20 protein-coding genes and 1 pseudogene are annotated in these 26,086 nt (G+C 59.2%); 11 read left to right on the top strand and 10 right to left on the bottom strand.

Annotation, left to right across the window (positions count from 1 at the left end; translation table 11 throughout):
• Nucleotides 1–67: 67 nt before the first annotated feature.
• The 3 genes and pseudogenes from arsH to QPL95_RS14005 all read left to right on the top strand — a co-directional run bounded on the left by arsH (nucleotide 68) and on the right by QPL95_RS14005 (nucleotide 2,793).
• Nucleotides 68–784 (top strand): annotated as a pseudogene (arsH, locus tag QPL95_RS14015) (arsenical resistance protein ArsH).
• 10 nt (nucleotides 785–794) lie between these two features.
• Entirely contained in the window at nucleotides 795–1,865 is a 1,071-nt protein-coding gene (arsB, locus tag QPL95_RS14010; protein ID WP_303291614.1) for an ACR3 family arsenite efflux transporter, read from the top strand.
• 130 nt (nucleotides 1,866–1,995) lie between these two features.
• On the top strand, nucleotides 1,996–2,793 hold the full coding sequence (locus QPL95_RS14005; protein WP_303291613.1) for an undecaprenyl-diphosphate phosphatase: 798 nt from the start codon (nucleotides 1,996–1,998) through the stop codon (nucleotides 2,791–2,793).
• Nucleotides 2,794–2,819: 26 nt separating this feature from the next.
• On the opposite strand, the gene QPL95_RS14000 is transcribed toward QPL95_RS14005, so the two are convergent.
• The 3 genes from QPL95_RS14000 to QPL95_RS13990 form a co-directional block, all read right to left on the bottom strand.
• Nucleotides 2,820–3,359 carry a manganese efflux pump MntP family protein gene (locus QPL95_RS14000; RefSeq protein WP_303291612.1) on the bottom strand — a complete coding sequence of 180 codons (540 nt, stop codon included), beginning with the start codon at nucleotides 3,357–3,359 and terminating at the stop codon, nucleotides 2,820–2,822.
• Nucleotides 3,360–3,398: 39 nt separating this feature from the next.
• On the bottom strand, nucleotides 3,399–5,564 hold the full coding sequence (uvrD, locus tag QPL95_RS13995; RefSeq protein ID WP_303291611.1) for a DNA helicase II: 2,166 nt from the start codon (nucleotides 5,562–5,564) through the stop codon (nucleotides 3,399–3,401).
• Between the two features lie 306 nt (nucleotides 5,565–5,870).
• The gene (locus tag QPL95_RS13990; protein ID WP_303291610.1) at nucleotides 5,871–7,319 is read right to left on the bottom strand and encodes an NAD-dependent succinate-semialdehyde dehydrogenase; all 1,449 of its coding nucleotides are present in this window, start codon (nucleotides 7,317–7,319) and stop codon (nucleotides 5,871–5,873) included.
• A gap of 168 nt (nucleotides 7,320–7,487) precedes the next feature.
• Between QPL95_RS13990 and QPL95_RS13985 the strand changes: the two genes are divergently transcribed.
• Nucleotides 7,488–8,501 (top strand): histone deacetylase family protein, encoded by a 1,014-nt coding sequence (locus QPL95_RS13985; RefSeq protein ID WP_303291608.1) that lies wholly within the window; start codon nucleotides 7,488–7,490, stop codon nucleotides 8,499–8,501.
• Here QPL95_RS13985 and thiI read toward each other — a convergent pair.
• Nucleotides 8,498–9,952 (bottom strand): tRNA uracil 4-sulfurtransferase ThiI, encoded by a 1,455-nt coding sequence (gene thiI, locus QPL95_RS13980; protein WP_303291607.1) that lies wholly within the window; start codon nucleotides 9,950–9,952, stop codon nucleotides 8,498–8,500. The two genes, QPL95_RS13985 and thiI, sit on opposite strands and share 4 nt — an antisense overlap.
• Nucleotides 9,953–10,075: 123 nt before the next feature.
• On the opposite strand from thiI, the gene ppnN reads away from it, so the two are divergent.
• On the top strand, nucleotides 10,076–11,458 hold the full coding sequence (gene ppnN, locus QPL95_RS13975; RefSeq protein WP_303291606.1) for a nucleotide 5'-monophosphate nucleosidase PpnN: 1,383 nt from the start codon (nucleotides 10,076–10,078) through the stop codon (nucleotides 11,456–11,458).
• Between the two features lie 45 nt (nucleotides 11,459–11,503).
• Here ppnN and QPL95_RS13970 read toward each other — a convergent pair whose 3' ends face one another.
• The gene (locus tag QPL95_RS13970; protein ID WP_303291605.1) at nucleotides 11,504–11,836 is read right to left on the bottom strand and encodes a cytochrome c; all 333 of its coding nucleotides are present in this window, start codon (nucleotides 11,834–11,836) and stop codon (nucleotides 11,504–11,506) included.
• 215 nt (nucleotides 11,837–12,051) lie between these two features.
• On the opposite strand from QPL95_RS13970, the gene QPL95_RS13965 reads away from it, so the two are divergent.
• A complete protein-coding gene (locus tag QPL95_RS13965; protein WP_303291604.1) occupies nucleotides 12,052–13,155 on the top strand; it encodes an enoyl-CoA hydratase/isomerase family protein in 1,104 nt (367 codons plus the stop codon).
• 25 nt (nucleotides 13,156–13,180) lie between these two features.
• On the opposite strand, the gene QPL95_RS13960 is transcribed toward QPL95_RS13965, so the two are convergent.
• Together QPL95_RS13960 and QPL95_RS13955 are read right to left on the bottom strand one after the other, a co-directional pair.
• Complete coding sequence (locus tag QPL95_RS13960; protein ID WP_303291603.1) at nucleotides 13,181–13,753, bottom strand: ankyrin repeat domain-containing protein; 573 nt, start codon at nucleotides 13,751–13,753, stop codon at nucleotides 13,181–13,183.
• Between the two features lie 79 nt (nucleotides 13,754–13,832).
• Nucleotides 13,833–15,965, bottom strand: a complete 2,133-nt coding sequence (locus QPL95_RS13955; protein WP_303291602.1) for a tRNA(Met) cytidine acetyltransferase TmcA — start codon at nucleotides 15,963–15,965, stop codon at nucleotides 13,833–13,835.
• A 222-nt stretch (nucleotides 15,966–16,187) separates the two neighbouring features.
• Here QPL95_RS13955 and QPL95_RS13950 point away from each other — a divergent pair, with 222 nt between their 5' ends.
• Entirely contained in the window at nucleotides 16,188–18,461 is a 2,274-nt protein-coding gene (locus tag QPL95_RS13950) for an ATP-dependent helicase (protein WP_303291601.1), read from the top strand.
• Nucleotides 18,462–18,618: 157 nt separating this feature from the next.
• A complete protein-coding gene (locus tag QPL95_RS13945) occupies nucleotides 18,619–19,824 on the top strand; it encodes an OmpA family protein (RefSeq protein ID WP_303291600.1) in 1,206 nt (401 codons plus the stop codon).
• 64 nt (nucleotides 19,825–19,888) lie between these two features.
• Here the strand turns inward: QPL95_RS13945 and QPL95_RS13940 are convergent, their stop codons facing one another.
• Complete coding sequence (locus QPL95_RS13940; protein WP_303291599.1) at nucleotides 19,889–21,130, bottom strand: methyltransferase; 1,242 nt, start codon at nucleotides 21,128–21,130, stop codon at nucleotides 19,889–19,891.
• Here QPL95_RS13940 and QPL95_RS13935 point away from each other — a divergent pair.
• Nucleotides 21,129–21,806: a tRNA/rRNA methyltransferase gene (locus QPL95_RS13935; protein ID WP_303291598.1), complete on the top strand. Its 678-nt coding sequence runs from the start codon at nucleotides 21,129–21,131 to the stop codon at nucleotides 21,804–21,806. The genes QPL95_RS13940 and QPL95_RS13935 overlap by 2 nt on opposite strands.
• Before the next feature lie 2 nt (nucleotides 21,807–21,808).
• Here the strand turns inward: QPL95_RS13935 and QPL95_RS13930 are convergent, their stop codons facing one another.
• Both QPL95_RS13930 and QPL95_RS13925 read right to left on the bottom strand, forming a co-directional pair.
• Nucleotides 21,809–23,143 (bottom strand): D-amino acid dehydrogenase, encoded by a 1,335-nt coding sequence (locus tag QPL95_RS13930; RefSeq protein ID WP_368389756.1) that lies wholly within the window; start codon nucleotides 23,141–23,143, stop codon nucleotides 21,809–21,811.
• Complete coding sequence (locus QPL95_RS13925; protein WP_303291596.1) at nucleotides 23,098–23,928, bottom strand: polyphosphate kinase 2 family protein; 831 nt, start codon at nucleotides 23,926–23,928, stop codon at nucleotides 23,098–23,100. The genes QPL95_RS13930 and QPL95_RS13925 overlap by 46 nt, the downstream gene beginning before the upstream one ends.
• A 119-nt stretch (nucleotides 23,929–24,047) precedes the next feature.
• On the opposite strand from QPL95_RS13925, the gene QPL95_RS13920 reads away from it, so the two are divergent.
• Both QPL95_RS13920 and QPL95_RS13915 read left to right on the top strand, forming a co-directional pair.
• A complete protein-coding gene (locus QPL95_RS13920) occupies nucleotides 24,048–24,857 on the top strand; it encodes a TatD family hydrolase (protein WP_303291595.1) in 810 nt (269 codons plus the stop codon).
• Nucleotides 24,854–26,062 (top strand): HD-GYP domain-containing protein, encoded by a 1,209-nt coding sequence (locus QPL95_RS13915; RefSeq protein WP_303291594.1) that lies wholly within the window; start codon nucleotides 24,854–24,856, stop codon nucleotides 26,060–26,062. The genes QPL95_RS13920 and QPL95_RS13915 overlap by 4 nt, the downstream gene beginning before the upstream one ends.
• Nucleotides 26,063–26,086 lie beyond the last annotated feature (24 nt).

Genomic DNA, 26,086 nt, shown 5'->3' with positions numbered 1-26,086 from the left:
ATATATTCAGTTTTTGCGATAATAGCCGGCAACTGTGACAGAGTAAAGATGGCAAACTGGCTCCATGATGAACTTCGACGACCTACCGAACATTGACACTAACCTGATTCAAACACCCACCAACACGGACCTGTGAGGCGCAACACATTCAAGCCACCGCCCGCGGATTCTGCTGCTGTACGGCTCCCTGCGCGAGCGCTCTTTCAGCCGCCTGGCGGTGGAAGAAGCCGCCCGCCTGCTGGAAGCGATGGGTGCGGAAACCCGCGTCTTTAATCCGAGGGGACTGCCCCTGGCCGATGCCGAAGATGCCAGCCACCCCAAGGTTCAGGAACTGCGGGAACTGGCAGAATGGTCCGAAGGCATGGTGTGGTGCTCGCCGGAGCGTCATGGGGCCATGACCGGCATCATGAAAACCCAGATCGACTGGATTCCCCTGTCCATGGGCGCCGTTCGGCCGACCCAGGGCAAAACCCTGGCGGTGATGCAGGTATGTGGCGGCTCCCAGTCGTTCAACGCAGTCAACCAGCTGCGGGTGCTGGGGCGGTGGATGCGCATGGTGACCATCCCGAACCAGTCGTCCGTACCCAAGGCGTTCATGGAATTTGACGACAACGACCGGATGAAGCCTTCCGCGTACTACGACCGTATCGTGGATGTCATGGAGGAGCTGGTAAAGTTCACCCTGCTGGTACGGGACCGCAGTGATTACCTCACCGACCGCTACTCCGAACGCAAGGAAAGCGCCGAAGAACTGTCGAAGCGTGTGAACCAACGCTCCATCTGAGAGGCGACCCATGAGCAGTAACAGCGATGTGAACCCGGCTGAAACTACCGAAGGCGGAATGGACCTGTTCGGGCGCTACCTGTCCGTGTGGGTGGCGCTGGCCATTGTGGCAGGCGTAGCACTGGGCCAGCTGGCGCCGTCTGTGCCGGAAACCCTGTCGCGCTTTGAATACGCCCAGGTGTCCATCCCCATCGCCATCCTGATCTGGGCGATGATTTTCCCGATGATGGCGCAGATTGATTTCAACTCCATCGTCGACGTGCGCAAAGAACCCAAGGGCCTGGCCATCACCACCATTGTGAACTGGCTGATCAAACCCTTCACCATGTTCGCCATTGCCTGGTTCTTCCTGATGGTGGTGTTTGAGCCCTGGATCGCCCCGCAACTGGCCAGCGAATACCTGGCCGGCGCCATTCTGCTGGGCGCCGCCCCCTGCACGGCGATGGTGTTTGTCTGGAGCTATCTGACCAAAGGCGATGCCGCCTACACGCTGGTGCAGGTGTCCCTGAACGACATCATCATGTTGTTTGCCTTCGCACCCATTGTGGTGTTCCTGCTGGGTATTTCCGATATTCAGGTGCCCTGGGATACCGTCATCCTGTCGGTAGTCCTATACATCGTCATTCCCCTCACTGCGGGCTACCTCACCCGCCGTACCCTGATCGCCCGCCGTGGCGAGCAATGGTACAACGAGGTGTTTATGAAGCGGCTGGGGCCAGTGACGCCGGCTGCCCTGATTGTCACTCTGGTATTGCTGTTTGCCTTTCAGGGTGAGGTGATTCTGGAAAACCCGCTGCACATTGCGCTGATTGCGGTACCCCTGATCATCCAGACCGTACTGATCTTCTTCATCGCCTACGGCTGGGCCCGGTTGTGGAAGGTGCGCCACTGCATTGCAGCGCCGGGAGCCATGATTGGCGCCAGCAACTTCTTCGAGCTGGCCGTGGCGGCCGCCATTGCGCTGTTTGGCCTGCAATCCGGTGCGGCGCTGGCCACCGTGGTTGGCGTGCTGGTGGAAGTGCCGCTGATGTTGATGCTGGTGCGCATTGCCAACAACACCCGGGACAGATTCCCCGCCTGATGCCTCGCATAGCCCCGGGCTGCCATCCCGGGGTCGGCAATCTGTTCAGCCAGTCGCCACCCTGCTAATATCCCGCCCGACTTGTCATCGCTTTAGATCGTAATCTCCTGACCCGAACGGAACCGACAGCATGGATTTTTACCAGGCCCTTTTCCTTGGCCTTCTCCAGGGACTGACTGAATTTCTGCCCATTTCGAGCTCTGCTCACCTGATCCTGACTCCGGCGTTTTTCGGCTGGGACGACCAGGGTGTCGGTTTTGACCTGTCGGTCCATCTGGGCACGCTGCTGGCGGTGGTGCTGTATTTCCGGCGGGATGTGTTCGGCGTCGCGCGCGATGGCGTGATCTCAATCGGCCAACGCAGGATCGTCGGCCAAGGCGCGTTGGCGTGGTATCTGGTGATCGGCACCATCCCGGCGGGCCTCGCGGGCCTGGCCTTGCTGGACATGATCGACAACGAATTGCGGGCGGTGGAAGTGATCTTCTTCACCACGCTGTTTTTCGGCTTGCTGCTGGGCGTTGCAGACTGGCTGCCAAAACATCAACGTACACTGGACAGACTTAACTGGAAAGACGCGGTGCTGGTCGGTATTGCTCAGGCCATGGCGCTGGTGCCCGGCACCTCTCGCTCCGGTGTGACCATCACCGCAGGCCTGTTCCTGGGCATGACCCGGGAAACCGCGTCCCGGTTTTCGTTCCTGCTGGCCATTCCCATTATCGTGCTGGCCTCTGCCGTCAAGCTGCTGGAAGTAGCTACCTCGGATGTCATCGTAGACTGGAGCGGCTTTCTGATCGGCGGGGTAACCTCGTTCCTGATGGCCATTACCGCGATCCACTTCTTCCTGAAGTGGCTCAATAAAGTCGGCATGTGGCCTTACGTGATTTACCGGGTCATTCTGGCGGCCGTGATCTACGCGGTGCTGATGTGATCTGATGTGATCCGCTCTGACCGGGCTCAGATGAACAGGAGTTTGAGTCCGATCAGCACAATCACCACGCCACCGACAAACTCCGCCTTGCCCTCGAGGAAGGTGCCACTCCGACTACCAATGTAGACCCCGGCAACACTGAACACGAAGGTGATCACACCAATGATCAGGCAAGCCAGCAAGGGCGCAACATCCAGAAGAGTCAGGGCAAATCCCGCGGCCATGGCATCAATGCTGGTGGCAATGGCAAGCATCAACATAACGCGCTGGGTAATGATGGCGATGTCTTCCTCCACCCCTTCTGCGAACGCCTCATAAATCATCTTGCCACCGATGAGCGTCAACAGGAGGAAGGCAATCCAGGGTGCATAGGCTTCCACCCAGCCCAGCACGCCTTTACCGCCCAGGTAGCCAATCAGTGGCATCAGGCCCTGAAACACCCCGAAATACAGCCCCGCCATAAGGGCCAGCGACGACGTTTTTCTCGTGTGCTTGGAACCCAGTCCAATCGACACCGCGAAGGCATCCATGCTCAGCGCCACCGCCAAAACCAACACCTCAATCATGCTTTTGAATCTCTGATTACAAAATCGGCCGGCATTCTATCAGCAGGCTTCCAACGGCGCATAGGCCAGCACCAGCCACTTAGCCCCTTCATCGAAGTTCACCTGAATGCGGGTGTGGTGTCCGGTGCCCTCGGAATTCATCACAATGCCTTCGCCAAACTTGGGATGGCGTACGCGCTGGCCAAGGCTGAAGCCGGACTGCTGGGCAGAATCCTGACTGAACATGCTCTCATTGGGACGCCCCACCATGGCGGGGCGGGTAACGGTGTTGCGTAACCGGACTTCCTGCAGGCAATCCGCGGGAATCTCCCGCACAAAGCGCGACAGCGCGTGGAACTTTTCCTGGCCGTACAGACGGCGGGATTCGGCGTAAGTAAGCACCAGCTTTTTCATCGCCCGGGTAATGCCGACATAGGCCAGGCGGCGCTCCTCTTCCATCCGCCCCGGCTCTTCCAGCGACATGCTGTGGGGGAACAAACCTTCCTCTACGCCGGCCAGAAAAACCAGCGGGAACTCCAGGCCCTTGGCCGAGTGCAGGGTCATCAATTGCACGCTGTCTTCGTGGTCGCCGGCCTGGGATTCACCGGCGTCCAGCGCTGCCTGGGCGATAAACTCAGACAACGCATCGACGCCGTCTTCCACCTCGAAATCCGACAGCGCGTTGACCAGCTCTTCCAGGTTTTCGACCCGGGCCTGGCCCTTCTCGCCTTTTTCGCTGGCGTGGTAATCCTTCAGGCCGCTGTTTTCGATGGCCTGCTTCATCAGGCCTTGCAGTGAGGCATCACCCACCATGGCTGACAACTCGTTGATGATCTCCATAAACGACTGCAGCCCGGTTTTGGCCCGCCCTTTGACTTGCCCGGCCGCCAGCATGCGCTCGGCGGACTCCCACAGGGAAATACCCTGTTCGGTCGCGTACGCCCGTAGCTCTGCCAGGCTCTTGGCCCCAATGCCCCGGGTAGGAATGTTCACCACCCGCTCGAAAGCGGCGTCGTCCCGGTGGTATTGCACCAATCGCAAGTAGGCCAGCGCGTTGCGGATTTCCTGGCGATCGTAAAAGCGCAGGCCGCCATACACCCGGTACGGAATGCCCTGGCGCATCAGGGATTCTTCCAGCACCCGGGACTGGGCATTGGATCGGTAAAGGATCGCCGACTCGCTGCGCAGGTTGCCGTCGTTAACCCAGGCGGTGATGGAGTCCGCGATGTAGTTGGCTTCGTCCTGCTCATTGAATGCCGCGTACAGGCTGATGGGTTCGCCATCCGGGCCGTCGGTCCACAACTCCTTGCCCAAACGGCCCTGGTTGTTGGCGATCACCGAGTTGGCGGCTTTCAGGATCATCTGGGTGGAGCGGTAGTTCTGTTCCAATCTGACCAACCGGGCATTGGGAAAGTCCCGCTGGTACTGCTGAATGTTTTCGATCTTGGCACCACGCCAGCCGTAGATGGACTGGTCGTCATCCCCCACCACTGTCAACGGTACGCGATTGCTGGCCAGTACCTGCAGCCAGGCGTATTGAATGGTGTTGGTGTCCTGGAACTCGTCCACCAGAATGTGCTGGAAGCGCTGCTGATAGTGCTTCAGCAACTCTGGCCTGTGCAGCCAGAGTTCGTGGGAGCGCAGCAGCAACTCACCGAAATCCACCAGACCACCCTGCTGACAGAGCTTTTCGTACTGGCGGTAGATTTTGATCATGGTACTGGTGAAATGGTCGCCCGGGTTCTCCTGGATATGGTCCGCCCGCAGGCCTTCGTCTTTCTGGCTGTTGATAAACCACTGGGCCTGCTTGGGCGGCCACTGGCTTTCATCAATCTGGAACTCCCGCATCACCCGTTTGACCATGCGCAGCTGATCGTCGCTGTCTAGCACCTGGAAATTTTCCGGCAGGCCGGCATCTTTCCAGTGTGAGCGAAGCAGGCGATGAGCAATACCATGAAAGGTGCCAAACCACAGCCCTCGGGAGGGAATATTCATCATCTCTTCGATGCGGTAACGCATCTCCTTGGCGGCCTTGTTGGTAAAGGTCACCGCCAGGATACCGGTGGGCGGCACCCGGTCTACCGTCATTAGCCAGGCAATCCGGTGCACCAGCACCCGGGTTTTGCCACTGCCCGCGCCAGCCAGCACTAACAGGTGGTCGTTCTGAGCGGTGACAGCCTCGCGCTGGGCATCGTTCAGGGGGTCAATAATGTGGGAAACGTCCATAGCACCTGGCTTTTACTGGTTAAATAAACAGGCCTGAGAGTATAACAGGAGAAAAGCAGGTTTGTCGGGCAGGGATAACCGTCGATCTTTTGAGTTAACGCACAGGAACGGGGACTTCTTCCCAGGGCAAGCTATGCTCAGCTTGAAAAGCCCTCACCCGCAGTCAGAAAGAGCGCGGGGGAGGTGCCCCTTCAGGACTGTCTGTGGCCATGGATGGCCACAGTCAAGCCCACATGGATGTGCTCGTAGCGTGTCCTGAAGGGGCACCTCCCCCGTGCGACACCTCAAAAGATGAGGGCTTATGTCTTAGAAGCCACGCGGTACGGTTTGAGCTTCCACAAACTCGAACAACCCTTCCAGACCACCCTCGCGACCAATACCAGAGGCCTTCATACCGCCAAACGGTGCTTCCGGTGTCGGGCCGGTGCCGGTATTCCAGCCAACGTGGCCAAATCTCAGGCCTGCAGCGACCCGTTGGGCACGCTCTGCATTGGCAGTGAATACGTAAGACGCCAAGCCAAACTCCGTGTCGTTACCCGCCTCAATCACTTCCTCTTCGGTGCGGAATAATGCCATGGGCACCAATGGGCCAAAGGTTTCTTCCTGGTAGCAGGCCATCTCACGATCCACGCCCATCACAACGGTTGGCGGGAAAAACAGCCCATCGCCCAGGTCAGCCGGTGTTTTACCGGCCACCAGGCTGGCACCCTTGCCCAGTGCGTCTTCGAGGTGGCGTTTGACCTTGTCAAAGCCCGCCTGATTGACCAGTGGGCCGATATCGACACCGTCTTTCATACCGTCGCCAACGGTCATGCGACTCACCCGCTCAGCCAGCTTCTGGCCGAAGGCTTCCGCCACCTTTTCATGGATGAACACGCGGTTGGCGCACACGCAGGTCTGACCGCCACCGCGGAATTTGTTGGCAATCAGGTTATCCGCCGCGGCATCCAGGTCGGCATCGTCAAACACAATAAACGGTGCGTTGCCACCCAGCTCCAACGCCAGTTTTTTCACCTGTTCTGCGGTATCCAGAATCAGCCGGCGACCCACTTCGGTGGAGCCGGTAAAACTGAGCATGGGCACATCTTTGTGCTCACACAGCACCTTGCCGATCACACTGGCCTTCCCCATCACCAGATTGACCATGCCGTCCGGCAGGTCCAGTTTGTCCATCAGGGCAAACAGCGCCACCATAGTGAGCGGGGTTTCACTGGCTGGCTTGATCACCGACGGGCAACCGGCGGCCAGCGCAGCAGACAGCTTTTTGGCAATCATCCCAATCGGGAAGTTCCAGGGCACAATTAGGCCTACCACGCCAACCGGCCGATAATGAACGGTCCAGGTGCAGTCTTTTGGTTTTTCCGGGATCGTGTGGGCATCCAGAGCATTGATGTGCTTGGCGCAGTAATCAAAGAAGCCGGCCGCATACTCAACTTCCCCCTGGGCTTCTTTCAGCGGCTTGCCGTGCTCCATGCACAAAATCCGGCCAATCTCGTCTTTGTGCTCTTTCAGCCCATCACGAATATCTTCCAGCCATTTGCGGCGAGTTTCGATGGGCCAGGGGCTGGTCAGGCGAAGGGCCGACTTGCCCGCTTCTACGGCGGCCAAAATGTCGTCTTCCGGCATGGATGGCACTTTGGCAATCAGCTCCCGGGTAGCCGGGTTAAACACGTCAAAGGTGTTGCCTCCGGAATTGTCGGTCCAGCGCCCGCCAATGTAGCCTGACAGGTTTTGCAGCAGTGGTGACTCGATCATCTCGTCTCCTCTTCAATAACGGGTGCTGCCCCGGTGCGGGACAGATCAACAAATTCATTGGTGCCTTTCATAGTGGTAGCTCAGCGGCAGCCTGTAAAGTATCGGGCGATTTTTTGACCCTGTAGTGTCACTGCCTATACTCGAAGAAGCTAACCAAGGAGGCCGGACATGAAAGCGTTTTTCCATCCCTCACAGGATCTGCACATACCGAAGACATACTTTACCCGGGGCCAGATGCGCCAACCCCAGGAGGTGCCTGATCGCACCGAGCAGATGCTGGAAGGCCTCAAGGCACTGGGCATTCCAGTGTTGCAGCCAGCAGACCAGGGGGCCGCACCGATTTCGAAAGTGCATGACCTCGGCTACCTTCGCTTTCTCGAATCCGCTCATCGGCGCTGGAAGGAAATGGATGACTGGGGCGATGAAGTGATGTCCAACATCTTCGTGCGCTCTCCCAATGCCCTGCGCGGCATTCTGGCGGAAGCCGCCCGTTACCTGGCGGATGGCAGCTGTCCCATTGGCGAGAACACCTGGAAGGCCGCCTACTGGTCTGCCCAGACGGCGCTTGGCGCAGCCGATGCACTGATCGCAGGTGAGCGCTCAGCCTATGCGGTATGCCGTCCGCCGGGCCACCACGCCCGGAAAGACGCTGCAGGCGGCTTTTGCTACCTGAACAACGCTGCCATTGCCGCAGAGCATTTGAAAAGCCGCTTTCCCCGCACGGTGATTCTGGATACCGACATGCATCACGGCCAGGGCATTCAGGAGATTTTCTACGACCGTAGCGATGTGCTCTACATCTCCATCCACGGGGACCCCACCAACTTTTACCCGGTGGTCAGCGGTTTCGAGGATGAGCGGGGTGAAGGCGAAGGCGAAGGCTACAACATCAACCTGCCCATGCCCCACGGCTCCAGTGAAGATGATTTCTTCGCCAAACTGGACGAAGCGCTGGCAGCGGTGCGCCTGTACCAACCGGACGTGCTGATTCTGACCCTGGGCTTCGACATCTACAAAGACGACCCCCAGGCCAAAGTATCGGTATCGTCAGAAGGTTTCCAAAAACTCAGCACCCATATTCGTCAGCTGGGTCTGCCGACACTGGTGGTGCAGGAAGGGGGGTATGATCTGGACACCCTCAGTGAGAATGTCCAGCAATTCGTCCGGGGGCTGGAAGGTTAGAACGCGGGCGCGTATACCTTCACATTACCGTGGCCGTCGGCCTTCAGGTGGCCGGCGTGCATACGGCTCATGGTGCCCCGATCGCAGTAGAGCAGGTATTGCCGGTTTGCTGGCAGGCCGGCTATCTGCTGACTGATTTCGTAGAACGGAATTTTCAGCACTTCGTTGTTGGTCAGCGCAAGGGGTGAGCGCTCCTCCTCCGACGGGTGGCGCACATCGATAATCACATCATCCACGGCGGGTGTCTGAACCAGCTCTACTTCTTCGGGCGTGACGATGCTGTCCAGCAGCTGGTTAACCATCACATCGGTGCGATCAAGAACCGCCTGAGCCAGAACACTCGAATCCATCTTTGTTTCTTCTTCCTCGACCCGGTGCAGTTTGGCTCGGGTGACCGGCTTGCTGGAAATCACACCACAGTATTCCGGCATGTTGCGGGCAAAGGGCTCGGTGCCGATCTCCCGGGCAATGCGGATGATCTCCTGTTTATCCATGGCGATCAGCGGGCGCAGCACCACTTCGTCGCTGGCCCGGTCCACCACGTTCAGGTTGGTGAGGGTCTGGCTCGACACCTGGGCGACCGCATCCCCCATCACCAGGCCTGTGGCGTTGTAATAACGGCCTATTTCAGCGGCGGCCTTCAGCATCTGGCGTTTTAGCACTACGCCCCAATGACGGTGATTCACCGACCTCATGATTTCGGCCACGACGCCTTCGAACGGCACCGAAATAAACTTCACATTATGGGATGACCCGTAACGCTCCCACAGGTAGTGCACCACCTGACGAACACCCACCTCATGGGCGTCGCCGCCCAGATTGAAAAACAGAAAGTGACTGCGAATACCCCGGCGCATCATCAAATAGGCGGCTACCGAGGAATCATAGCCGCCGGAAATCAGCGTCATCACAGTCTCAACCGTACCGATAGGATAACCGCCGGCGCCCTCGTGGCGACGATGGGCAATGTGATACTGGTCGTCTTTGACCTCAATGCGTACTTCCATCTCGGGATTCTTCAAATCCACGCCCCGGGCGTCAGAGGCCTGCAGCAGAGCCCCGCCCACCGCTCGTTCAAGATCGATAGAACGGAAGTCGTGGTCGCCGAGGCGGCGCGCCCGGACCACAAAAGTTTTGCCTTTCAGGCGATCGGCATAGGCATCGATCGCCTTGGCACTCACGTCAGCAATATCGACAAACGGAAAGACACCGATTTCCTGAATGGTGGAGATGCCCGGAATACGCGTCAGCTCATCAATCACCGGGGATGCCAGGCCTCGACCTTCGGGCACCTCGATGTCTACCCTGTCCCAGCTGCCATCCACCCGGATTTCCGGGTCCAGCCGAACCAGAATCTTGCGAATGTTTTGTCGCAACTGGCGCATTTGCTGCTGGCGAACGGGTTTACTTTTGATGGCCACTTCAGCGGCGGGGCGAATCAGCAATTTCATAAAATAGGGACTTTGGTCGGAATAACGTCGGGTAGCGTAAAGCGCGGAAACGACTTAGTGTACCCTGTAGACAGATATGAACAAAATCCGTCATTGCCGAAACACTCAGGAGCTCCACAACCGATGACCGAATCCACCATGAATGCCCTGGTTTCTCCGGAGGGCAGCCTCGAGATTCTTTCCAACCACGAGGTCAACCGTCTCAAGGACAAGAGCGAGGGTGGTCTTTACCGCTTGTTCCGCCAGTGTGCCCTGGCCGTGCTCAATACCGGCGTAGAAACCGATGACTGTAAAGAACTGATGGAGGCCCATTCGGATTTCGACGTGCGCCTTGTACCCCAGCCCAGGGGACTGAAACTGGAGCTGATCAATGCGCCGGGCCACGCCTTTGTCGATGGCGAAATGCTGCGGGCGATCCGCGAGCACCTGTTCTCGGTGTTGCGGGATATTGTTTACAGCCATTCCATTCCCAACTACGTGGCGGGTTTCCGAAAAGACAGCCCGGAAGACCTCACCAATCTGGTGTTCCACATTCTCAGAAATGCCCGGGTGCTTGAGCCCGGCCGGCAACCGGATATTGTGGTGTGCTGGGGTGGCCACTCCATCGGCCACGACGAATACCAGTACAGCAAAGACGTAGGCCACCAGCTGGGCTTGCGGGCGCTGAGCATCTGCACCGGTTGCGGGCCCGGTGCCATGAAAGGTCCGATGAAAGGCGCCACCATTGGCCATGCCAAGCAACGGGTCAAGAATGGCCGCTACATTGGCATTACCGAGCCCGGCATTATCGGTGCTGAAGCTCCGAACCCGATCGTCAATGAGCTGGTGATCATGCCGGACATCGAAAAGCGTCTGGAAGCGTTTGTGCGCTGCGGCCACGGTGTCATCGTGTTCCCTGGCGGAGTGGGCACAGCGGAAGAGATTCTGTACCTTCTGGGCATCTTGCTGCACCCCGACAACGCCGATCTGCCCTTCCCGGTGGTGTTTACCGGGCGCAAGGAGAACGCCGACTATTTCGAGATGATCGATCAGTTCATCCGCAACGCTCTGGGTGATGATGCCGCCAGTAAATACGAAATCATCATTGATGACCCTGAACGTGTGGCGCAGACCATGAAGCAGGGCATGAAAGATGTCGAAACCTTCCGCCGTGCCATGCAGGATGCCTACTACTTTAACTGGATGCTGAAAATTGACCCGGTGTTCCAGTTACCGTTCGAGCCCAGCCACAGCAACATGCGGGCCCTGGAACTGCACCGTGACCAGCCACCCCATTTGATTGCCGCCAATCTGCGCAAGGCATTCAGCGGTATTGTTGCCGGTAACGTGAAGGAAAGCGGGATTCGACAGATTCAGGAAAAGGGGCCGTTTGAGATCGCCGGAGACCCGACACTGATCAAGCCACTGGAAGCGATGCTGGAGCAGTTTGTCGAACAGAACAGAATGAAGCTACCCGGTTCATCGGCCTATCGGCCTTGCTACCGGATTGTCAGTGGTGCGGCCTGAGCCGCACCACTGCAATACACTGGCTAACGGGCAGCCAGGTACCTCTTACTTACCGCCGGCTGGCAGGCTGGCGTAGTAAGCGGCCAGGTTGGCGATGTCGTCATCGCTCAGACCGGTCGCCTGGCCCTGCATGACAGGCGCCTGGCCACCTTTGCGCTGGCCGGCTTTGTAGGCCTTCAGAGAAGCAACCAGGTACTGTTCTTTCTGGCCTGCCAGGTTCGGGTATACCGGCACCTGGGAAATACCGTTCTGGCCGTGGCAAGCAGCGCATACGCCAGCTTTGGCCTTACCTGCTTCAACGTCTGCTGCCATGGAGGCGGCTGGAGCCGCGGCGCCCAGTGCGAACAAACCAGCAACTGCAAAGTGTTTCAGATTCATGGAGTTAACCCTCTCATCATTTTACGTTTTATAGTCGGCTTCAAACCGAACCAAATCCAGACTTCACTTATAGCACAGCATATCCAGAGCTCAAATGTGATAGATCAAGGACATTCGTGCGACCATGGTCCCGTTTTACTCTTGAACAGACTGTAAGACATTACGCACAAACCACCAATACACACAAAGTGATAGATTCGCCGGAGACATCGTCCATGCCAGTAGAGGTCCAGGAACTCGCCTGCCGGGAAGGCCACATCGGCCTGCTGACACTAAATTCGCCCAAAACGCTCAACGCGCTGACCGAAGACATGGTGAATCAGGCCCAGCACGCGCTCGACCAGTGGACCGACGACAGCCGGATTTGTCTGGTGGTGCTGCGCGGCAGTGGCGATCGGGCGTTCTGCGCCGGGGGTAACATCAAGGCACTATACGATGGCTTGACGGGCAAGGGGGATACCGAGGCACCCGGGCGTTTCTTTACCGCTGAGTACCGGCTGAACTACAGCCTGCACCGTTTCCCCAAACCGGTTGTCGGCGTCGCCCGAGGCATTGTGATGGGCGGCGGACTGGGGTTGTTATCGGCCTGTCGCTATCGGCTGGTCACGCCGGACGTCACCCTGGCGATGCCGGAAATCAGTATTGGCCTGTTCCCGGATGTTGGCGCCAGCTGGTTCCTGAACCGCCTGCCCGGGCGTCTTGGTTTGTTTATGGGGCTGACCGGCGCGCGGCTGAACGTGGCCGACTCCCTGCGAGTAGGCCTGGCCGACATGGTGATTGAACCCGGTCAGATCGACATCCTGCTGGCAAAACTTCAGGACGAGCGCTGGCGAGGCGAGCCGGCGGCGGACGACAACCGATTGTTTCGTCTTCTACACCAGATGGAAGCTCTGGACTACCGAGCCCTGGCGCCGGGCCATCTGGAGCAGCACGAGCAAACCATTGCCAAGCTGACGTCAGGCACCGAACTGCCCGCGATTGTCGGGCAGCTGCTGGCAGCTGAAAGTGATGACCCCTGGTGGCAAAACTGCACGCAGACATTGCGCCAAGGCTGCCCGGTGACCGCCTGGCTGATCTGGAACCAGTTAAGGAAAGGGCAGCAAATGTCCTTGAAAGACGTTTTCCGAATGGAATTGGCAATGGCCCTGGAATGCACCCGCCGGCCTGATCTTGCCGAAGGCATACGGGCCTTGCTGGTTGATAAAGACCAGTCACCCGACTGGTCTTACCCCACCGTTGCCGACGTGCCCGAGGCGATGGTGGAACAACATTTTCAGCCGGAGTGGGATGACCTGACCGACCCCATGGGGCTCGACTAAGCCCCGAACCGGCTACCGCCCGGATTTACCGGGCGGCGCCCGCCTGAACCAGCAGCATTTCAAGGTCCTGATTGTTGCTGGACCGGGCAAGATCCAGGGCGGTACGGCCATCCGCACCCCGATAGTGAACATCGGCACCCGCCGCCAGCAGCATCTCGGCAGTGAGAAGATCGCCGCTGCCCACCACCTTCATCAACAACGATTCACCGCCCTGACTTACATTCACATTGGCCCCGGCCGCCAGTAACGCCCGGACCACCGACAGGTGGCCGCTCTCAGCAGCGTGGATCACCGGCGTGTAGCCCTCCGAATCCTGGCGATTCACCTCAGCACCCGCCGCCAGCAAAAGCCGCACAATGCGACGATTGCCATTGGCCGCTGCCACCATCAGCGCCGTTTTACCAGCGGCCGTCTGTTGATCCGGTGGCGTGCCCTGGGTCAACAGATCAAGCACGGCTCGGTCCTCATCCGCCTCAACCGCCGACATCAGTGCCGCACTATTCTGGGCGTCCGTCTGCTCCGGAGCGTCGCTCGTTGTGCTGCAGGCAGTCAGCAACAACATCGCAAAAAAGCCCGCCAGATATCCAAATCTGCTCACATCCCTGACCATAGTCCTGAGTCTCTTATTAATGTTTGGCTATTCTGGGCAGCAAATCGCCCGATTTAAATCGAACTGGTCACAACTCCGGCCCGTTTTGCACAAGTTGACACACCAGTCTGCGCAGCCGTAATTCGCCGTCCCTCTGCCCGGAGCACAGCCCCGCCGCCTGAATTCGCTGCCATGGCCAGCCCTGGCTGACCGCCCGACACCACAACGGATAATCCGACTGCTCCGGCAGCCACGCCATCACACCGGAGCACCCCTCCAGTTCCCGCAACAAGGGTAAAGTTAGCTCAAAGCCACGGTAACCTTCGGAAAAACCTGCAAGGTCACGCTTATCATCGGTATCCAGAACACCCCGGGCGGGCAAATCAGCACCAACAGCGCCCGTTAAATCCGGGGCCAGACCAGGCCATTGACGGGGCAACAAAACCGGCCAGTACCGGGCAAACCGATGGCGCAACCGTTGCACCAGATCCGCCCCCCGCACTGACGCCCCGCACAGCATCTGCACCGGATATTCCCCGGTACTGGCTTCTTGCCGCAACCCCAACCGAACCACACACAAACCACAGGCTCGCCAGAACGCCAGTAACCCCGAGTCGCCGCCAAAGCTGGTCCCCAAAGCATCCAGACCCTGGCGCTCACAGGTGGCCAACGCGGCAGCCACCAGGCGCTGACCAATCCCCATGTCACGGACCGGTTCCGAAACAGCCACCCGCACCACTCTGAGCAGCTTCTGAACAGCCGCCTCCGGAAAGCCGGCGTGGCTAGCCAGAGATTGCGCCAACATATGCCCGCGGGGTCTACGCAGGCCCTTTGCCACGTGATCCGCCAGCTCCGGATTCATACCGCCTTCAACCGACGCCCAAAGCACCCCCACGGTCACCCCATCACACATCGCCCGCCAACTTTGCGCGCCCGGATCATCCAGCCACTGGCGCAAATCCGCAGGCGTCGTTCGATAGTGGGCATCCACCAGCAAGCCAAACGCCTCGGAAAGCTCCTTTTCGCTGGCGCTGGCCGGGTGCCAGGGCTCAATGACCACATCCTCAGGCGAAGGCTTTGCGCCGTCTGGGCTTTCTGCCGACAGCAAAAACAGATCCGACACCAGCCGCTCCAGCGGATCGCCCCCCGCCCAGCGCACAGGCTGACGTAAACTGACCGACTGCCAGTGCGGTGTTTCCCGATCCAGCACCTGCCGAAAACGAATCGAAAAGCCACGCCCCGTGCCTTCATAGCCGTGCACTGTGCTGGCAAACGCCACCCTCGGCCAGCCCAGTAAAATATCCCGCAACCAATGGGCCGGAATGCCGGCGGCTTCATCCACCATCACCACCTCGGCTTCCGGTTTGTGCAGCAGCAAATCCTGCACCGGCAAAAACCGGATCGACCGCCCGTCAGCCAACACCAACGCCGTGCCAGACTGGCTTGCCAACCGATCGCCAAGACGCTCTGCGGCATGACGGAAAAAGCTCTGCAAATTTTCTGCAGAAGGCGCCGTCACCAAAATCTGCTCACGCCCTGCCATCAACAACTCCGCCGCTGCCATCCCCAAGGCCGCCGACTTACCCCGCCCCCGATCCGCCGTCACCACCAAGGGCCGACGACGACGCCCCAGCCCGAAGCGCACCAATCGGGTAACCAACTGCGACTGCTCATCCGTGGTGATGGGCTCAAACGGCGCCGCCTCAGCCCCCGTTACCGGCAGAGCCGGCAACGCCTCCGCCCCGGGCCGAATCCGGATCACCTCCGCATCAGCCGCAAGAACCCGCGCCAACCGCGCCGCAAACGGATGCTCCGAAGCCCGCTCCAGCCCGGTCCTTGAATAATCCGCATCCACAAAACCCGACCAGTCCTCAAGCGGCGGCATCAGCCAGAACAACAAACCACCGGCCTTCAACGTACCCGCCAACGCCGCCAACCCATCCGGCGGATTACCCTGCCAGCCATCCCACACCAACACACCGGTTTCCTGCCCCAGCCAGCGCTTGTACTCCTTCGACGCAATACCACGAACACCGGCCCGACTGGCATCATCCGCATCACCGACCCAGAGCACCTCAGCGGCCTCAAACGCCGCCAGTCGGGCAGCCACCCAGGCACGCCCCCACTCTGGCTCACCTTCCACCAGTACCAGGCGGCGGTGGCCAAGATGGGCAAGGCGCTGCACGAAAAGCGTCCAGTTGTTTCCAGAGGGCAATGACATAAGCGAACATGGACTCCGAAGGAGTGTTCAGCCGGGTAAGGCCTGCCAAAAGTCTGCGGAGCCAGGGATGGCGGAGCCGAAGCGCCACAGGGATGTGCCGAAGGAGCGTTTTTTGGCAGGCCTTACCCGGGTGAACACGGGCGACAAACGCTGTGTAAGATCAAGGTCGAGATTATGGGACAACACTACTCCCACTGCCAGTTGCCAAGTACAATACCCGCCATGCCAATCAATCCCCAAGCACCCGATACCCGATACCTCCCGGACTACCTCACCGAAGAACAGCGGACCATCATCACCGCCGGCTATGAACACTCGGTGATTACCGCGGTCGCAGGCAGCGGCAAAACCTCCACCCTCGCCTGGCGCATCCGCTACCTCCTGGAACAGGGCCACGACCCGAACCGGATGCTGGTCCTGATGTTCAACCGCAGTGCCCGAATCGACTTTGAACGTAAACTACAGCTCGTATGCAACCAGTCCGGCCTGGCAACGCCGGAAATCCGCACTTACCACGCCATGGGCTTCCGCCTCTACAAACGCTTTGTGCGCGAAGGCTACCTGCCCGGATTTTCAGACAAAATCCTCACCGAACAGGAAATTGGCTACCAGGCCTGGATGCTTACCCGACGCCTGGCACCGGAAGACCTCGCTGACGAAATTCGCCGCAATAAAAAGGAATTCGTCGAAACCGCCACCGGCTTTATTGACCTGGTGAAAACCTGCCTGTCCCCGGCCGAGGTTGTCTTCGAAGAACTGGGCTACTCGGAAAAACACACCTACCTGATCGACCTGTTCCACAGCTTCGAACAATGGCGCAAAAGCCAAAGCCGGATCAGCTACGCTGACATGATTTACGAACCGGTGATGGCCATCCACCAGAACCCGCCACTGCAACGCCTGGTAGGCAACAAAATGGACCTCATTCTGGTGGACGAATATCAGGACACCAATGAAATCCAGCACCTGTTGCTGCGCTACGTGGCCGGCGATCGGGCCAGAGTCACCGTGGTGGGCGACCCGGACCAGACCATCTACGAATTCCGTGGCGCCAAACCGGAGTTCATCCTGCGCCGGTTCAGCGACGAGTTTGAAAGTCCCCTGGAGCAAACCCTGAGTTACACCTTCCGCTATGGCCATCAGGTCGCCCTGCTCGCCAACCACCTGATCTGCCACAACACAGGCCGGAAGGACGTCATGTGCCACTCCCATCCCTCCACACCCGCCACCCGGGCAGAATTGCACCGGGCGGAAAACGACGGCGACCAGGTGCTCAACATTCTTCAGCAACAGAGCCCGGAGCAAAACAGCCAGACCGCCATCCTGGTCCGGGTGTGGAGCCAGAGTGTTCCGATTGAACTGAAGCTGCTGGCCCGGCAGATTCCCTACCGGATAGACGCCGGCAAAGGTGCGCTGTTCAGCAGAGAGGTTCAGGCCATCATCTCACTGCTGATGGTGGTCAGCGGCCGGGCCAGCCAGCTCCCGGATGCCGACCGGCTCGACACCGCCCGGCAATTGCTTCGATTCCCCCATGCCGGGCTGAAAGAGCCCGAGCTGGACAACCTGGCGCAGTTTCTCGCGCAATTTACCGAAGACTGGCATGAACGCCTGCTGGCCATGGATTTTGACGCTCTGCAGCCCATGGCCGCCCGCAAACTGCGAAAACTCGGAGAGGTGCTGGCACAACTGCAACAGTACAAAGGACCGGTGGCCGGACTGATCAGCGTGTATGCCGAATACACCGATCTGTACGACGGTATTCGCAGCCTGGCACTGACCCACGACAGCGCCGAGGAACGCATTGACACCATTCAGGGTTTCAGAGACTACCTGAAGAGCCTGGACACGGATGCCGAAGGTGCGCTGGATCACCTCAAGGCACTGAAACAGCAGGCCGGCACAAAGACAGAGCAGGGCGTGTTGCTGTCCAGCATCCACCGCACCAAGGGGCTTGAATGGCCGGTGGTGATCATTCCCGGCTTGCAAGAAAAATACCTGCCCTACAGCCCCCGGCCCCAGGACGATGCCCGGGCTTTGCTGGAGAGCGAGCGCCGGTTACTTTATGTCGGCATGACCCGAGCCCGCAACGCACTGCACCTGATTACCCGGCCAGTGAGCGCCCAACCGCACCTGGACGGCGATCAAGGGCCCAGCCGGTTTGTATCGGAGCTCTGTTACCCACTTTCAAGCGAGCTGGGCGCCAGACTGGATGCCGACCACCCGACGGAGCAACAGCCTTGGACGCTGGACCAGCCGGTAACAGCCATCAGCCGTCGTTACGCCGCCCGTGCCGGTCTAACGCTTGAGGGCGCCGCCGAGGAGGAGCCGAAGGCTATGGAACCCATCTGGCACTGCCGGCGTGTGGTACACACAGTCTTTGGCGCAGGTGAAGTAACCGGTGAAGACGAGAGCTCATTTGAAGTGCGCTTTGACAACGCCGACACCCTGAACTTCAGCAAAAAAAGTGCGCACTTGTACTTCACAGTAACCCGATAGCCCGCGCGTCCGTATAAAACCTGAGGTGTTAACACTGTCTTTTGTTTGTTTTTTTTGGCCTACTGGCCTAAATTTCGAGTAATACGATGTTTTTTCGGAATTTATCCGTAGTTCCTGAACCCGTTACAGGAAATAACAATCACACAGGAGGTTCTGCATGAAGCTCATGCGCCCGGTGGCCTTGGCCGCCCTTGCTACATCCCTTGCCACACCCGCTATCGCGGAAAGCCAGCAAACCATTTACCTGAACCCGTTCGCCGGTTTCCAGCTGTTTGACGACAAGCGGGACCTGAGCGAAACCGGCACCTACGGTGTTGGCATTGAATACCGTTTTCGCCCCCACTGGTCGGTAGAAGCCATTTACTCCCGGGCGGACGCAGACCGCAAGTACGTGGATGGCAAATCCGAATTTGAAGAGCTCCGACTGGACGGCACCTATTACTTTGCCGGCCCGGACGAAGCCTGGAACCCATACGTTTCCATGGGTGCCGGCCATGCTGAATTCGGCATGGGCGACACTATTTCCTACAACACCGCTGGCACCGCTCACGACGAAACCCGCGTAAACCTGGGTGCAGGCTTCCGCTACAACGTCAGCGACATGATCTCCATCCGGGGTGATCTGCGCGAATTCCACGGTATCGACGAAAGCACCTTCGACACCATGGTATCTCTGGGCTTGAGCTGGGCTTTCCACCGCACGGTTTCTGATCCTGCGCCCAAGGCGCCGGCCGATGCCGACAACGATGGCGTGCCCGATTCCCGTGACCAGTGTGCTGGCACTCCGGCTGGCGCCCAGGTAGACAGTCGCGGTTGTGAGCTGGATGCCGATAACGACGGCGTTGCCGACAGTAAGGACCAGTGCCCGAACACCCCGGCCGGAGCAGCCGTAAACAGCCGTGGCTGTGAACTGGACAGCGATAACGACGGTGTAGTGAACAGCAAGGACCAGTGTCCGGACACCACTGCGGGCGCAACCGTCGATGCAACGGGCTGTGAAGGCGTGACCGAAACCATCGAAACCATCGAACTGCGTGTTCAGTTCCCCACTAACAGCTCTGTGATTGACGCAACCTACGACACCGAAATCCGTAAAGTTGCCGACTTCATGAATGAGTACCCGGAAACCAGCGTAGAGATTGCTGGCCATTCCGATGACCGTGGTGAAGCCGACTACAACCGCTTCCTGTCTCAGCGCCGTGCTGAAGCCGTGGCCAACCGCCTGACTTCCGTACTCGGTGTTGATCCGGACCGGGTAACGGCTGTTGGCTACGGTGAAGCCGAGCCAATTGCCAGCAACGACACCGCGGCTGGCCGCACCCAGAACCGTCGTGTGGAAGCCCGCATCCAGGTTCGTCGCTAAGACAAACCGGTTCGGCATTGACCAAACAGGGCGCCCTCGGGCGCCCTGTTTGTTTATCTGGCGATTAACAGGCCCTGACCGCATCCAACAGTAGGTTACGCGGCGTCAGCGATCTCTCGCAGAAGGCACCCAGCCGAACCTGGTAGCCCTGCTCTTCCAGAAAAACCGCGTAATCCAGCACCATCCACAGCTCCAATGGCCTTCTGAACAGGTGCCGGAGTAATTCATGGCGCCGAACCTGCCTTGACCGGTGCTCAGAAACCCCCTCCCAGAACTGCCAGTCAATACCCTCCGGCAACACCAGCTGCTTTTTATCTGCGGCCCAGCGACAGAATGTTTCAAAACTGCCGTTGTTCAAACGAGGCGGATGGGATGGCACCGACAGGTAACGATCCAGGCCCGACAAAGATCGCTGCAAAGCATCGAAACCCAGGCGCCAGGCACTGACACGAGCGGTTTGCTCCCGTACCCGGGCTGGCGCGGTCACGGTTTCCTGCACCGCCAGCCGGAGACCATTCCGATCGATATTCAGCGCTTGGGCATAATTCTGGGCCTGTTCTGACAACAGTTGATACACCTCGTTTTCAGTCAGGTGATAGCAACAGGGCGACAGGCTCAGGCGAGGCGCGCCGGCACCACTGCCACGCCGAAGCAATTGGCGGTGCAGGTCGCCGCAGGCGTGCAGCGCCACCCCATGAGCAGCCTCCGGCCAGGCCAGGTCGCCGGCCATCACATCCTGCTGCTGCAGCGTCACCGGGTCACCGTAATGGGCTGCGAGCCGGTTCCCGTCTTGCACCAGATCCGGATTCCACTCAAAACCCAGCACCTTTTCAGCGCCCTGCCCGGCAAACGTTCGGGCCAGATGACCTTTGCCGCTACACCAGTCCAGCACCGCACCTTGCACCGGAACCAGCGAAGCCGCGAAAGCCCCGGCCTGAAGGCGTTTCCTACCCGGCATATCAACCGCACTGACTTCCGGCAAGGCCGCTGCCTGCCCTGTCTCCGGGGTAATCAGTGCGGGCACAGCGATCAGTTTCCGGTAACCGGACAGCTCCGGCACAAACCGTGCGGCCTCAACGGCGAAGTCTGCCAGATGCTCTTCATGACGCTCGCAGTCAGCATCCGACAAACCTTCCAGCCAGCGTGCCAGCTCCGGGTATCGACGACACCAGGGTGGCTCTGGCTCCATAAACGGCACCGGGCGCCACAGAGACTCATGGCAAGCCAGCCAGCCATTCACCGCCTGCCAGCGAGTGTAAAAAGATGGCGCAAGCTCGTGTACACTCGCCGCCGGAGGTAACGTCATGAAACTGGCCTTTGTATTGGTTGAACCAAAAGTTCCGGAAAACGTCGGCGCCGCGGCCCGGGCCTTATGCACCATGGGTTTCACAGAGCTGTGGCTGGTCAATTCAGATTTGCACACAGACCCGAAAGCTCACTGGCTGGCGCACGGCAGCGATCACATTCTGGATAACGCCCGCATTTTCCCTGATCTGACGGCGGTTAGGAACTCCGCGGATTTGCTGATGGGCACCTCCGCCAAGCCCCGCCACAACCGGCAGGACTGGCATCAGCCGGCACAGCTGCGCTCGGTACTGGCCAACAAGGGCGCCGCAGTGACTACCGCGGCCCTGGTGTTCGGGCGGGAAGACCGGGGCCTGTCCAACGACGAACTGACCTTGTGCGACCTGCTCACAGGCTTTCCCATGGCGGTCAGTTACCCGTCCCTGAATCTGGCACAGGCGGTGATGCTTTATGCCTGGGAATTGTCAGGGCTCGCACAACCGACGGTTACTGAAGAACCGGCCGCCACGCCGGGCCTGGGTGCCCTGCGCTCCAGACTGGAAACACTGCTGCCGCAGGTGGATGCACCGGCCGATGAGAAGCTGTCCCAGTGGGTATTCGAGCGGCTGCCGCTGCTGACCGAGCGCGACATCGGCTTTGCTCACACTCTGTGCGGCAATATTCAGCGCAAGCTCTGACGTTACTCGGCGAACCGGCCCGGCCTGAACGCATCCAGCGGCACCACCGGTTCTTCGCCCTCGATCACCTGGGCAATCACCGCAGCGCTGCCCGCCGATAACGTCCAACCGAAGGTACCGTGGCCGGTGTTCAGGAACAGATTATCCCGGGGACCACGACCAATGATGGCCGGGCCGTCCGGAGTCATGGGACGAAAGCCGGTCCAGGTCTCGGCCGCATCCAGGTCGGCGCAGCCGGGAAAACGGGATTGCACTGACTTCCGGATGGTGGCAATGCGGGCGTCCGGAATATCCCGGTTAAAATCCACCAGCTCGACAAACCCGGTCGCTCGTAAACGATTGCCCAGACGGGTGGACACCACCTTGAAATTGTCATCGTGAACGGTGCTGACCGGCGCTTTTTCCAGATCTCTCAGCGGCACGGTAATGCTGTAACCCTTGACTGGATAGATTGGCAGGTTCAGTCCCAGTGGCCGAACCAGCCCGGGCGACCAGCACCCTGCTGACACCACAAAGGCATCGGCTTCCAGAATGTCCGAACGGCCATCAGGATTGCGGAGCTGCACCGCGTTCACCCTCTGCGGGTCCGCCAGCAAGGCCTCAACCTCCACGCCGTAGCGGAAGCGGGCACCCAGCTGTTCGCAGACGCCGGCCAGGGCCTGGGAGAACAGGTGACAATCGCCGGTGCCGTCGGTGTCGTAGCGGATAGCACCATACAGCGGGCCGTCGCCCGTCATACCGGGCTCAGCCTCTCGCACCTGCTGCTGCGTGAGCAGGCTGGCAGCAATACCCATCTCATTCAGCAACCGGTAAAGTTGCCGGTAATCATCCATCGCTTGTGGCGAACTGGCCAGGTGCAGGAGCCCTTTGTGCTCGCCATCAAACGCCAGGCCATGCTCTTGCTCAATTGCCAGAAACCACTCCCGGCTGAACACGCCGAGCCGCAACATGGCCCGTTTGTTGAGGCCAAACAACCCGGGCGACCAGGCATAGCGGAGGGTCGAAAACATAAACCGGAGGGCCGCCACAGACGGTGGCAAACCCAGCTTAAGGGGGCCGTCCTGACGCAACAGCCACGGCAACGCCTTGAACACCATCGACGGATCAGCCCAGGGGTACACGACGCCATAGGAGCGCTGGGCAGCGTTGCCCTTGCTGGTCTCATTCCCTGCGACCGGGTGCCGTTCCAGCACCGTTACCTGATGGCCCCTGCGGATCAATTCCCGTGCCGTGGTGACACCCACCACGCCACCGCCTACTACGACAATGTGCATCGGTTGCCTCCGCTCACTTACTTCACACCATTTTTTGCCAGCAACGCCCGATACTCCGCTAATACGTCCGGATGTTCGGCCGGGTAGTCCGGTGCCAGCTGCTTCAGCACCTCCGCCACCAACGCCGCAATGATCGCCCGAGCCTCTGGCTTGCGATCCCCGGGCACTACAAACCAGGGCGCGTCCTCGGTATGGGTGGCGGCCAGCGCCTCTTCGGCGTATGCCTGATAGGTCGCCCGCTGCTTCCAGCCTTCAATATCCGACCGGTCAAACTTCCAGCGCTTGCGGGGTTTATCCAGGCGTTTCAAAAGCCTGCGCTTATGCTCGTCTTCCGACAGATTAAGCCAGACCTTTACCACGCAGGTGCCCTCACTGACCAGGTGGCGCTCAAAATCGCAAATGGCCTGATACCGCGCCGGCCAGTTATAGGTCTCCGCCGCCCGCACCGGCCAAACTCGCTCGCCAATCACCGCTTCGTGGTGGCTGCGATTAAAAGCCACCATCTGGCCATAGCCCGGTAGCAACGGTGTTACCCGCCATAGGAAGTCGTGTAACGCTTCCATCTCGGTTGGCCGGCTGAACGACCAGGCATGAAATCCCGCCGGGTCCGCATAGGTTGCCAGGGTACGGATCAAGCTGTCCTTGCCGCTGGTATCCGGGCCGTGAACAATTAACAGCAGGGCCTTCTTGCGGTTTGCCCAAAGTCGGCGCTGGTATTCACCGATATCTTCCAGGCTGGCCTCCAGCGAAGGGATGTCCCGGCTATCGTCCAGCTCTGTCGGGTAACCGTTGAATTCGGACTTTTCCGGGTTTAGAAACCAGGAACGGGCGAACGCCGTATACTTCATCCAAGAAACTCCCTATGACCGTTATACAGACGAAAAAACAGCCAAGCTGGTAAACTCGTCCAAGACAGCCTTCAGCATAGCATTCACTCACCGACCAAGACGGAGTCTGGTAACCGGACATGAGCAAAAAACGTCGTGAGATCCCCGTATTCGATCATCCGATCATTGAGACCCACTGCCACCTGGACTACCTGAAAGACCAGCCTCTGGAAGATATCCTTGAGCAAAGCCGGCAGGTGAATATCGAGAAGATCATCACCATTGCCGTGTCGCCGGAGAACCTGGCAACGGTGCGCGCACTCAGCCAGTCAGCTGACTGGATTTTCGGCACCCAGGGCATTCATCCCCACGATGCCGAGAGCTACTCGGATGACGTTGAAGCCGAGATTCGCCAGCACGCCGGGGATGAGAAAATCGTTGCCATCGGTGAGATCGGACTGGACTACTACTACGATAACGCCGACCGGGAGGTACAGCGACAGGTGTTCCGGCGGCAGCTGCAAATCGCTTGTGACCACCATCTTCCCGTGGTCATTCACAGCCGCGATGCCGATGACGACACCATTGCCATCCTCAAGGAGTTCGAAAACACCCTTGAACGCCGAGGTGTGATTCACAGCTTCACCTCCGGCCCGGGGCTCGCACAATACGCAATCGACCAGGGCTGGTGCCTGGGCTTCAATGGCATTACCACCTTTAACAAGGCGGAAAATGTGCGGGACATTGTGCGCATGGTGCCCATCGAACAGATCCTGCTGGAAACCGATGCCCCGTTCCTGACGCCAGTGCCATACCGGGGCCGTGAAAATGCGCCGTTTTACCTGCCCTTCGTGGCGGAGAAAATTGCCGAAGTGAAGGAGATACCACTGGACCACGTGGTCAGCCAGACATACCAGAACAGCCTAAGGACGTTCTTCCCACAACCATGATCAAACGCATCCCCATCGAGGCGTTGAAGGTCGGCATGTACATCACCGACCTGAACAACGACTGGATTCCTCACAACACCCAGCGCAAAAAAGGCGTGATCAAGCGTGAGGAAACCATCGAGAAAATTCGTCAGATGGGGGTACAGCACGTCTACATTGATGCCCAAAAAGGGCTCGACTGCCAGGACTCGGAGCCGGCGACCGAAATAGATCAACGCAACGAAGCCGCACTGCAAAAAGCCGGCGAACTCAGCCCCGGTTTGAAGCCCCGTGTCGCCATGGCCGAAGAGATGGTGATCGCCCAGCGCATTCACAGCCAGGCCCAGGGCATGGTAGGCAGCTTCATGAACCATGTGAAGATGGGTTCAGCCGTCGATATTGCCCCCATTCACCAGCTGGCCAACGAACTGCAACACTCCGTTTTGCGCAACGCCAATGCCCTGAGTTGCCTGGGCCGAATCCGGGAGAAAGACAACTACCTGCTGGAACACTCGGTCAACCTGAGCGTGTTGATGACCCTGTTCGGAAATTATCGCGGCCTGTCGGCCGACGCCCTGCACCAGACCGTGGTTGGTGCCCTGCTGCACGATCTTGGCAAAATTCTTACGCCCGACGAAATCCTGCACAAACCCGGCCGGCTGACACCGGAAGAATTTGAGGTAATGAAGCTACACGCCCGCAGCTCCCGGGACATTCTCGCCAGCACCGAGGGCATAGGAGAGATCAGCGTGATCACCGCAGCCCAACACCACGAAAAAATGGATGGCAGCGGCTATCCCGAAGGGCTGAAAGGCGCCGAAATCTCCGAATACGGCCGCATGGTGGCCATTACCGACGTATACGACGCCATCACCTCTGACCGCGTTTACCACAAGGGCATGACACCCACACAGGGGCTCAAAAAACTGCTCGAATGGAGTGGTCGGCACCTGGACCCGGATCTGGTGAAGTCGTTTATTCGCTGCCTGGGCCTCTACCCCGTCGGCTCACTGGTGTTGCTGGAGAGCGGACGGCTGGGCGTGGTGATTGAAGCCAACGAGCATGACCAGCGCCTGCCTGTGGTCCGAGTGATGTACCACACACGATTCCGGCTACCGATCACCGTGGAAAGCGTTGACCTGTCGCGCCCGGGCACTCAGGACCGGATTGTAAAAGCGGTCGACCCCGAAGACTACAAACTGGATGTTCGGAAATTCCTGAACTAGCACCCCAGCCCGCCGCGGCCATCT

The sequence above is a fragment of the Marinobacter sp. SS5-14b genome, from assembly GCF_030541005.1.
Classification (GTDB): domain Bacteria; phylum Pseudomonadota; class Gammaproteobacteria; order Pseudomonadales; family Oleiphilaceae; genus Marinobacter.
Note: the sequence above shows the minus strand (reverse complement) of the source record. Positions and strands in the feature narration are given on the sequence as shown.

Excerpts from the sequence above, each read along its gene's own strand:
- QPL95_RS13990 (WP_303291610.1), bottom strand. The coding sequence starts at position 7,319 with ATGATCGAGTCACCACTGCTGCAAAACCTGTCAGGCTACATTGGCGGG.
- QPL95_RS13935 (WP_303291598.1), top strand. The coding sequence starts at position 21,129 with ATGAAACTGGCCTTTGTATTGGTTGAACCAAAAGTTCCGGAAAACGTC.
- QPL95_RS14000 (WP_303291612.1), bottom strand. The coding sequence starts at position 3,359 with ATGATTGAGGTGTTGGTTTTGGCGGTGGCGCTGAGCATGGATGCCTTC.
- QPL95_RS13955 (WP_303291602.1), bottom strand. The coding sequence starts at position 15,965 with ATGTCATTGCCCTCTGGAAACAACTGGACGCTTTTCGTGCAGCGCCTT.
- QPL95_RS13985 (WP_303291608.1), top strand. The coding sequence starts at position 7,488 with ATGAAAGCGTTTTTCCATCCCTCACAGGATCTGCACATACCGAAGACA.
- arsB (WP_303291614.1), top strand. The coding sequence starts at position 795 with ATGAGCAGTAACAGCGATGTGAACCCGGCTGAAACTACCGAAGGCGGA.
- QPL95_RS13940 (WP_303291599.1), bottom strand. The coding sequence starts at position 21,130 with ATGACGTTACCTCCGGCGGCGAGTGTACACGAGCTTGCGCCATCTTTT.
- QPL95_RS13970 (WP_303291605.1), bottom strand. The coding sequence starts at position 11,836 with ATGAATCTGAAACACTTTGCAGTTGCTGGTTTGTTCGCACTGGGCGCC.
- QPL95_RS14005 (WP_303291613.1), top strand. The coding sequence starts at position 1,996 with ATGGATTTTTACCAGGCCCTTTTCCTTGGCCTTCTCCAGGGACTGACT.
- uvrD (WP_303291611.1), bottom strand. The coding sequence starts at position 5,564 with ATGGACGTTTCCCACATTATTGACCCCCTGAACGATGCCCAGCGCGAG.
- QPL95_RS13965 (WP_303291604.1), top strand. The coding sequence starts at position 12,052 with ATGCCAGTAGAGGTCCAGGAACTCGCCTGCCGGGAAGGCCACATCGGC.
- ppnN (WP_303291606.1), top strand. The coding sequence starts at position 10,076 with ATGACCGAATCCACCATGAATGCCCTGGTTTCTCCGGAGGGCAGCCTC.
- thiI (WP_303291607.1), bottom strand. The coding sequence starts at position 9,952 with ATGAAATTGCTGATTCGCCCCGCCGCTGAAGTGGCCATCAAAAGTAAA.
- QPL95_RS13950 (WP_303291601.1), top strand. The coding sequence starts at position 16,188 with ATGCCAATCAATCCCCAAGCACCCGATACCCGATACCTCCCGGACTAC.
- QPL95_RS13925 (WP_303291596.1), bottom strand. The coding sequence starts at position 23,928 with ATGAAGTATACGGCGTTCGCCCGTTCCTGGTTTCTAAACCCGGAAAAG.
- QPL95_RS13920 (WP_303291595.1), top strand. The coding sequence starts at position 24,048 with ATGAGCAAAAAACGTCGTGAGATCCCCGTATTCGATCATCCGATCATT.
- QPL95_RS13915 (WP_303291594.1), top strand. The coding sequence starts at position 24,854 with ATGATCAAACGCATCCCCATCGAGGCGTTGAAGGTCGGCATGTACATC.
- QPL95_RS13945 (WP_303291600.1), top strand. The coding sequence starts at position 18,619 with ATGAAGCTCATGCGCCCGGTGGCCTTGGCCGCCCTTGCTACATCCCTT.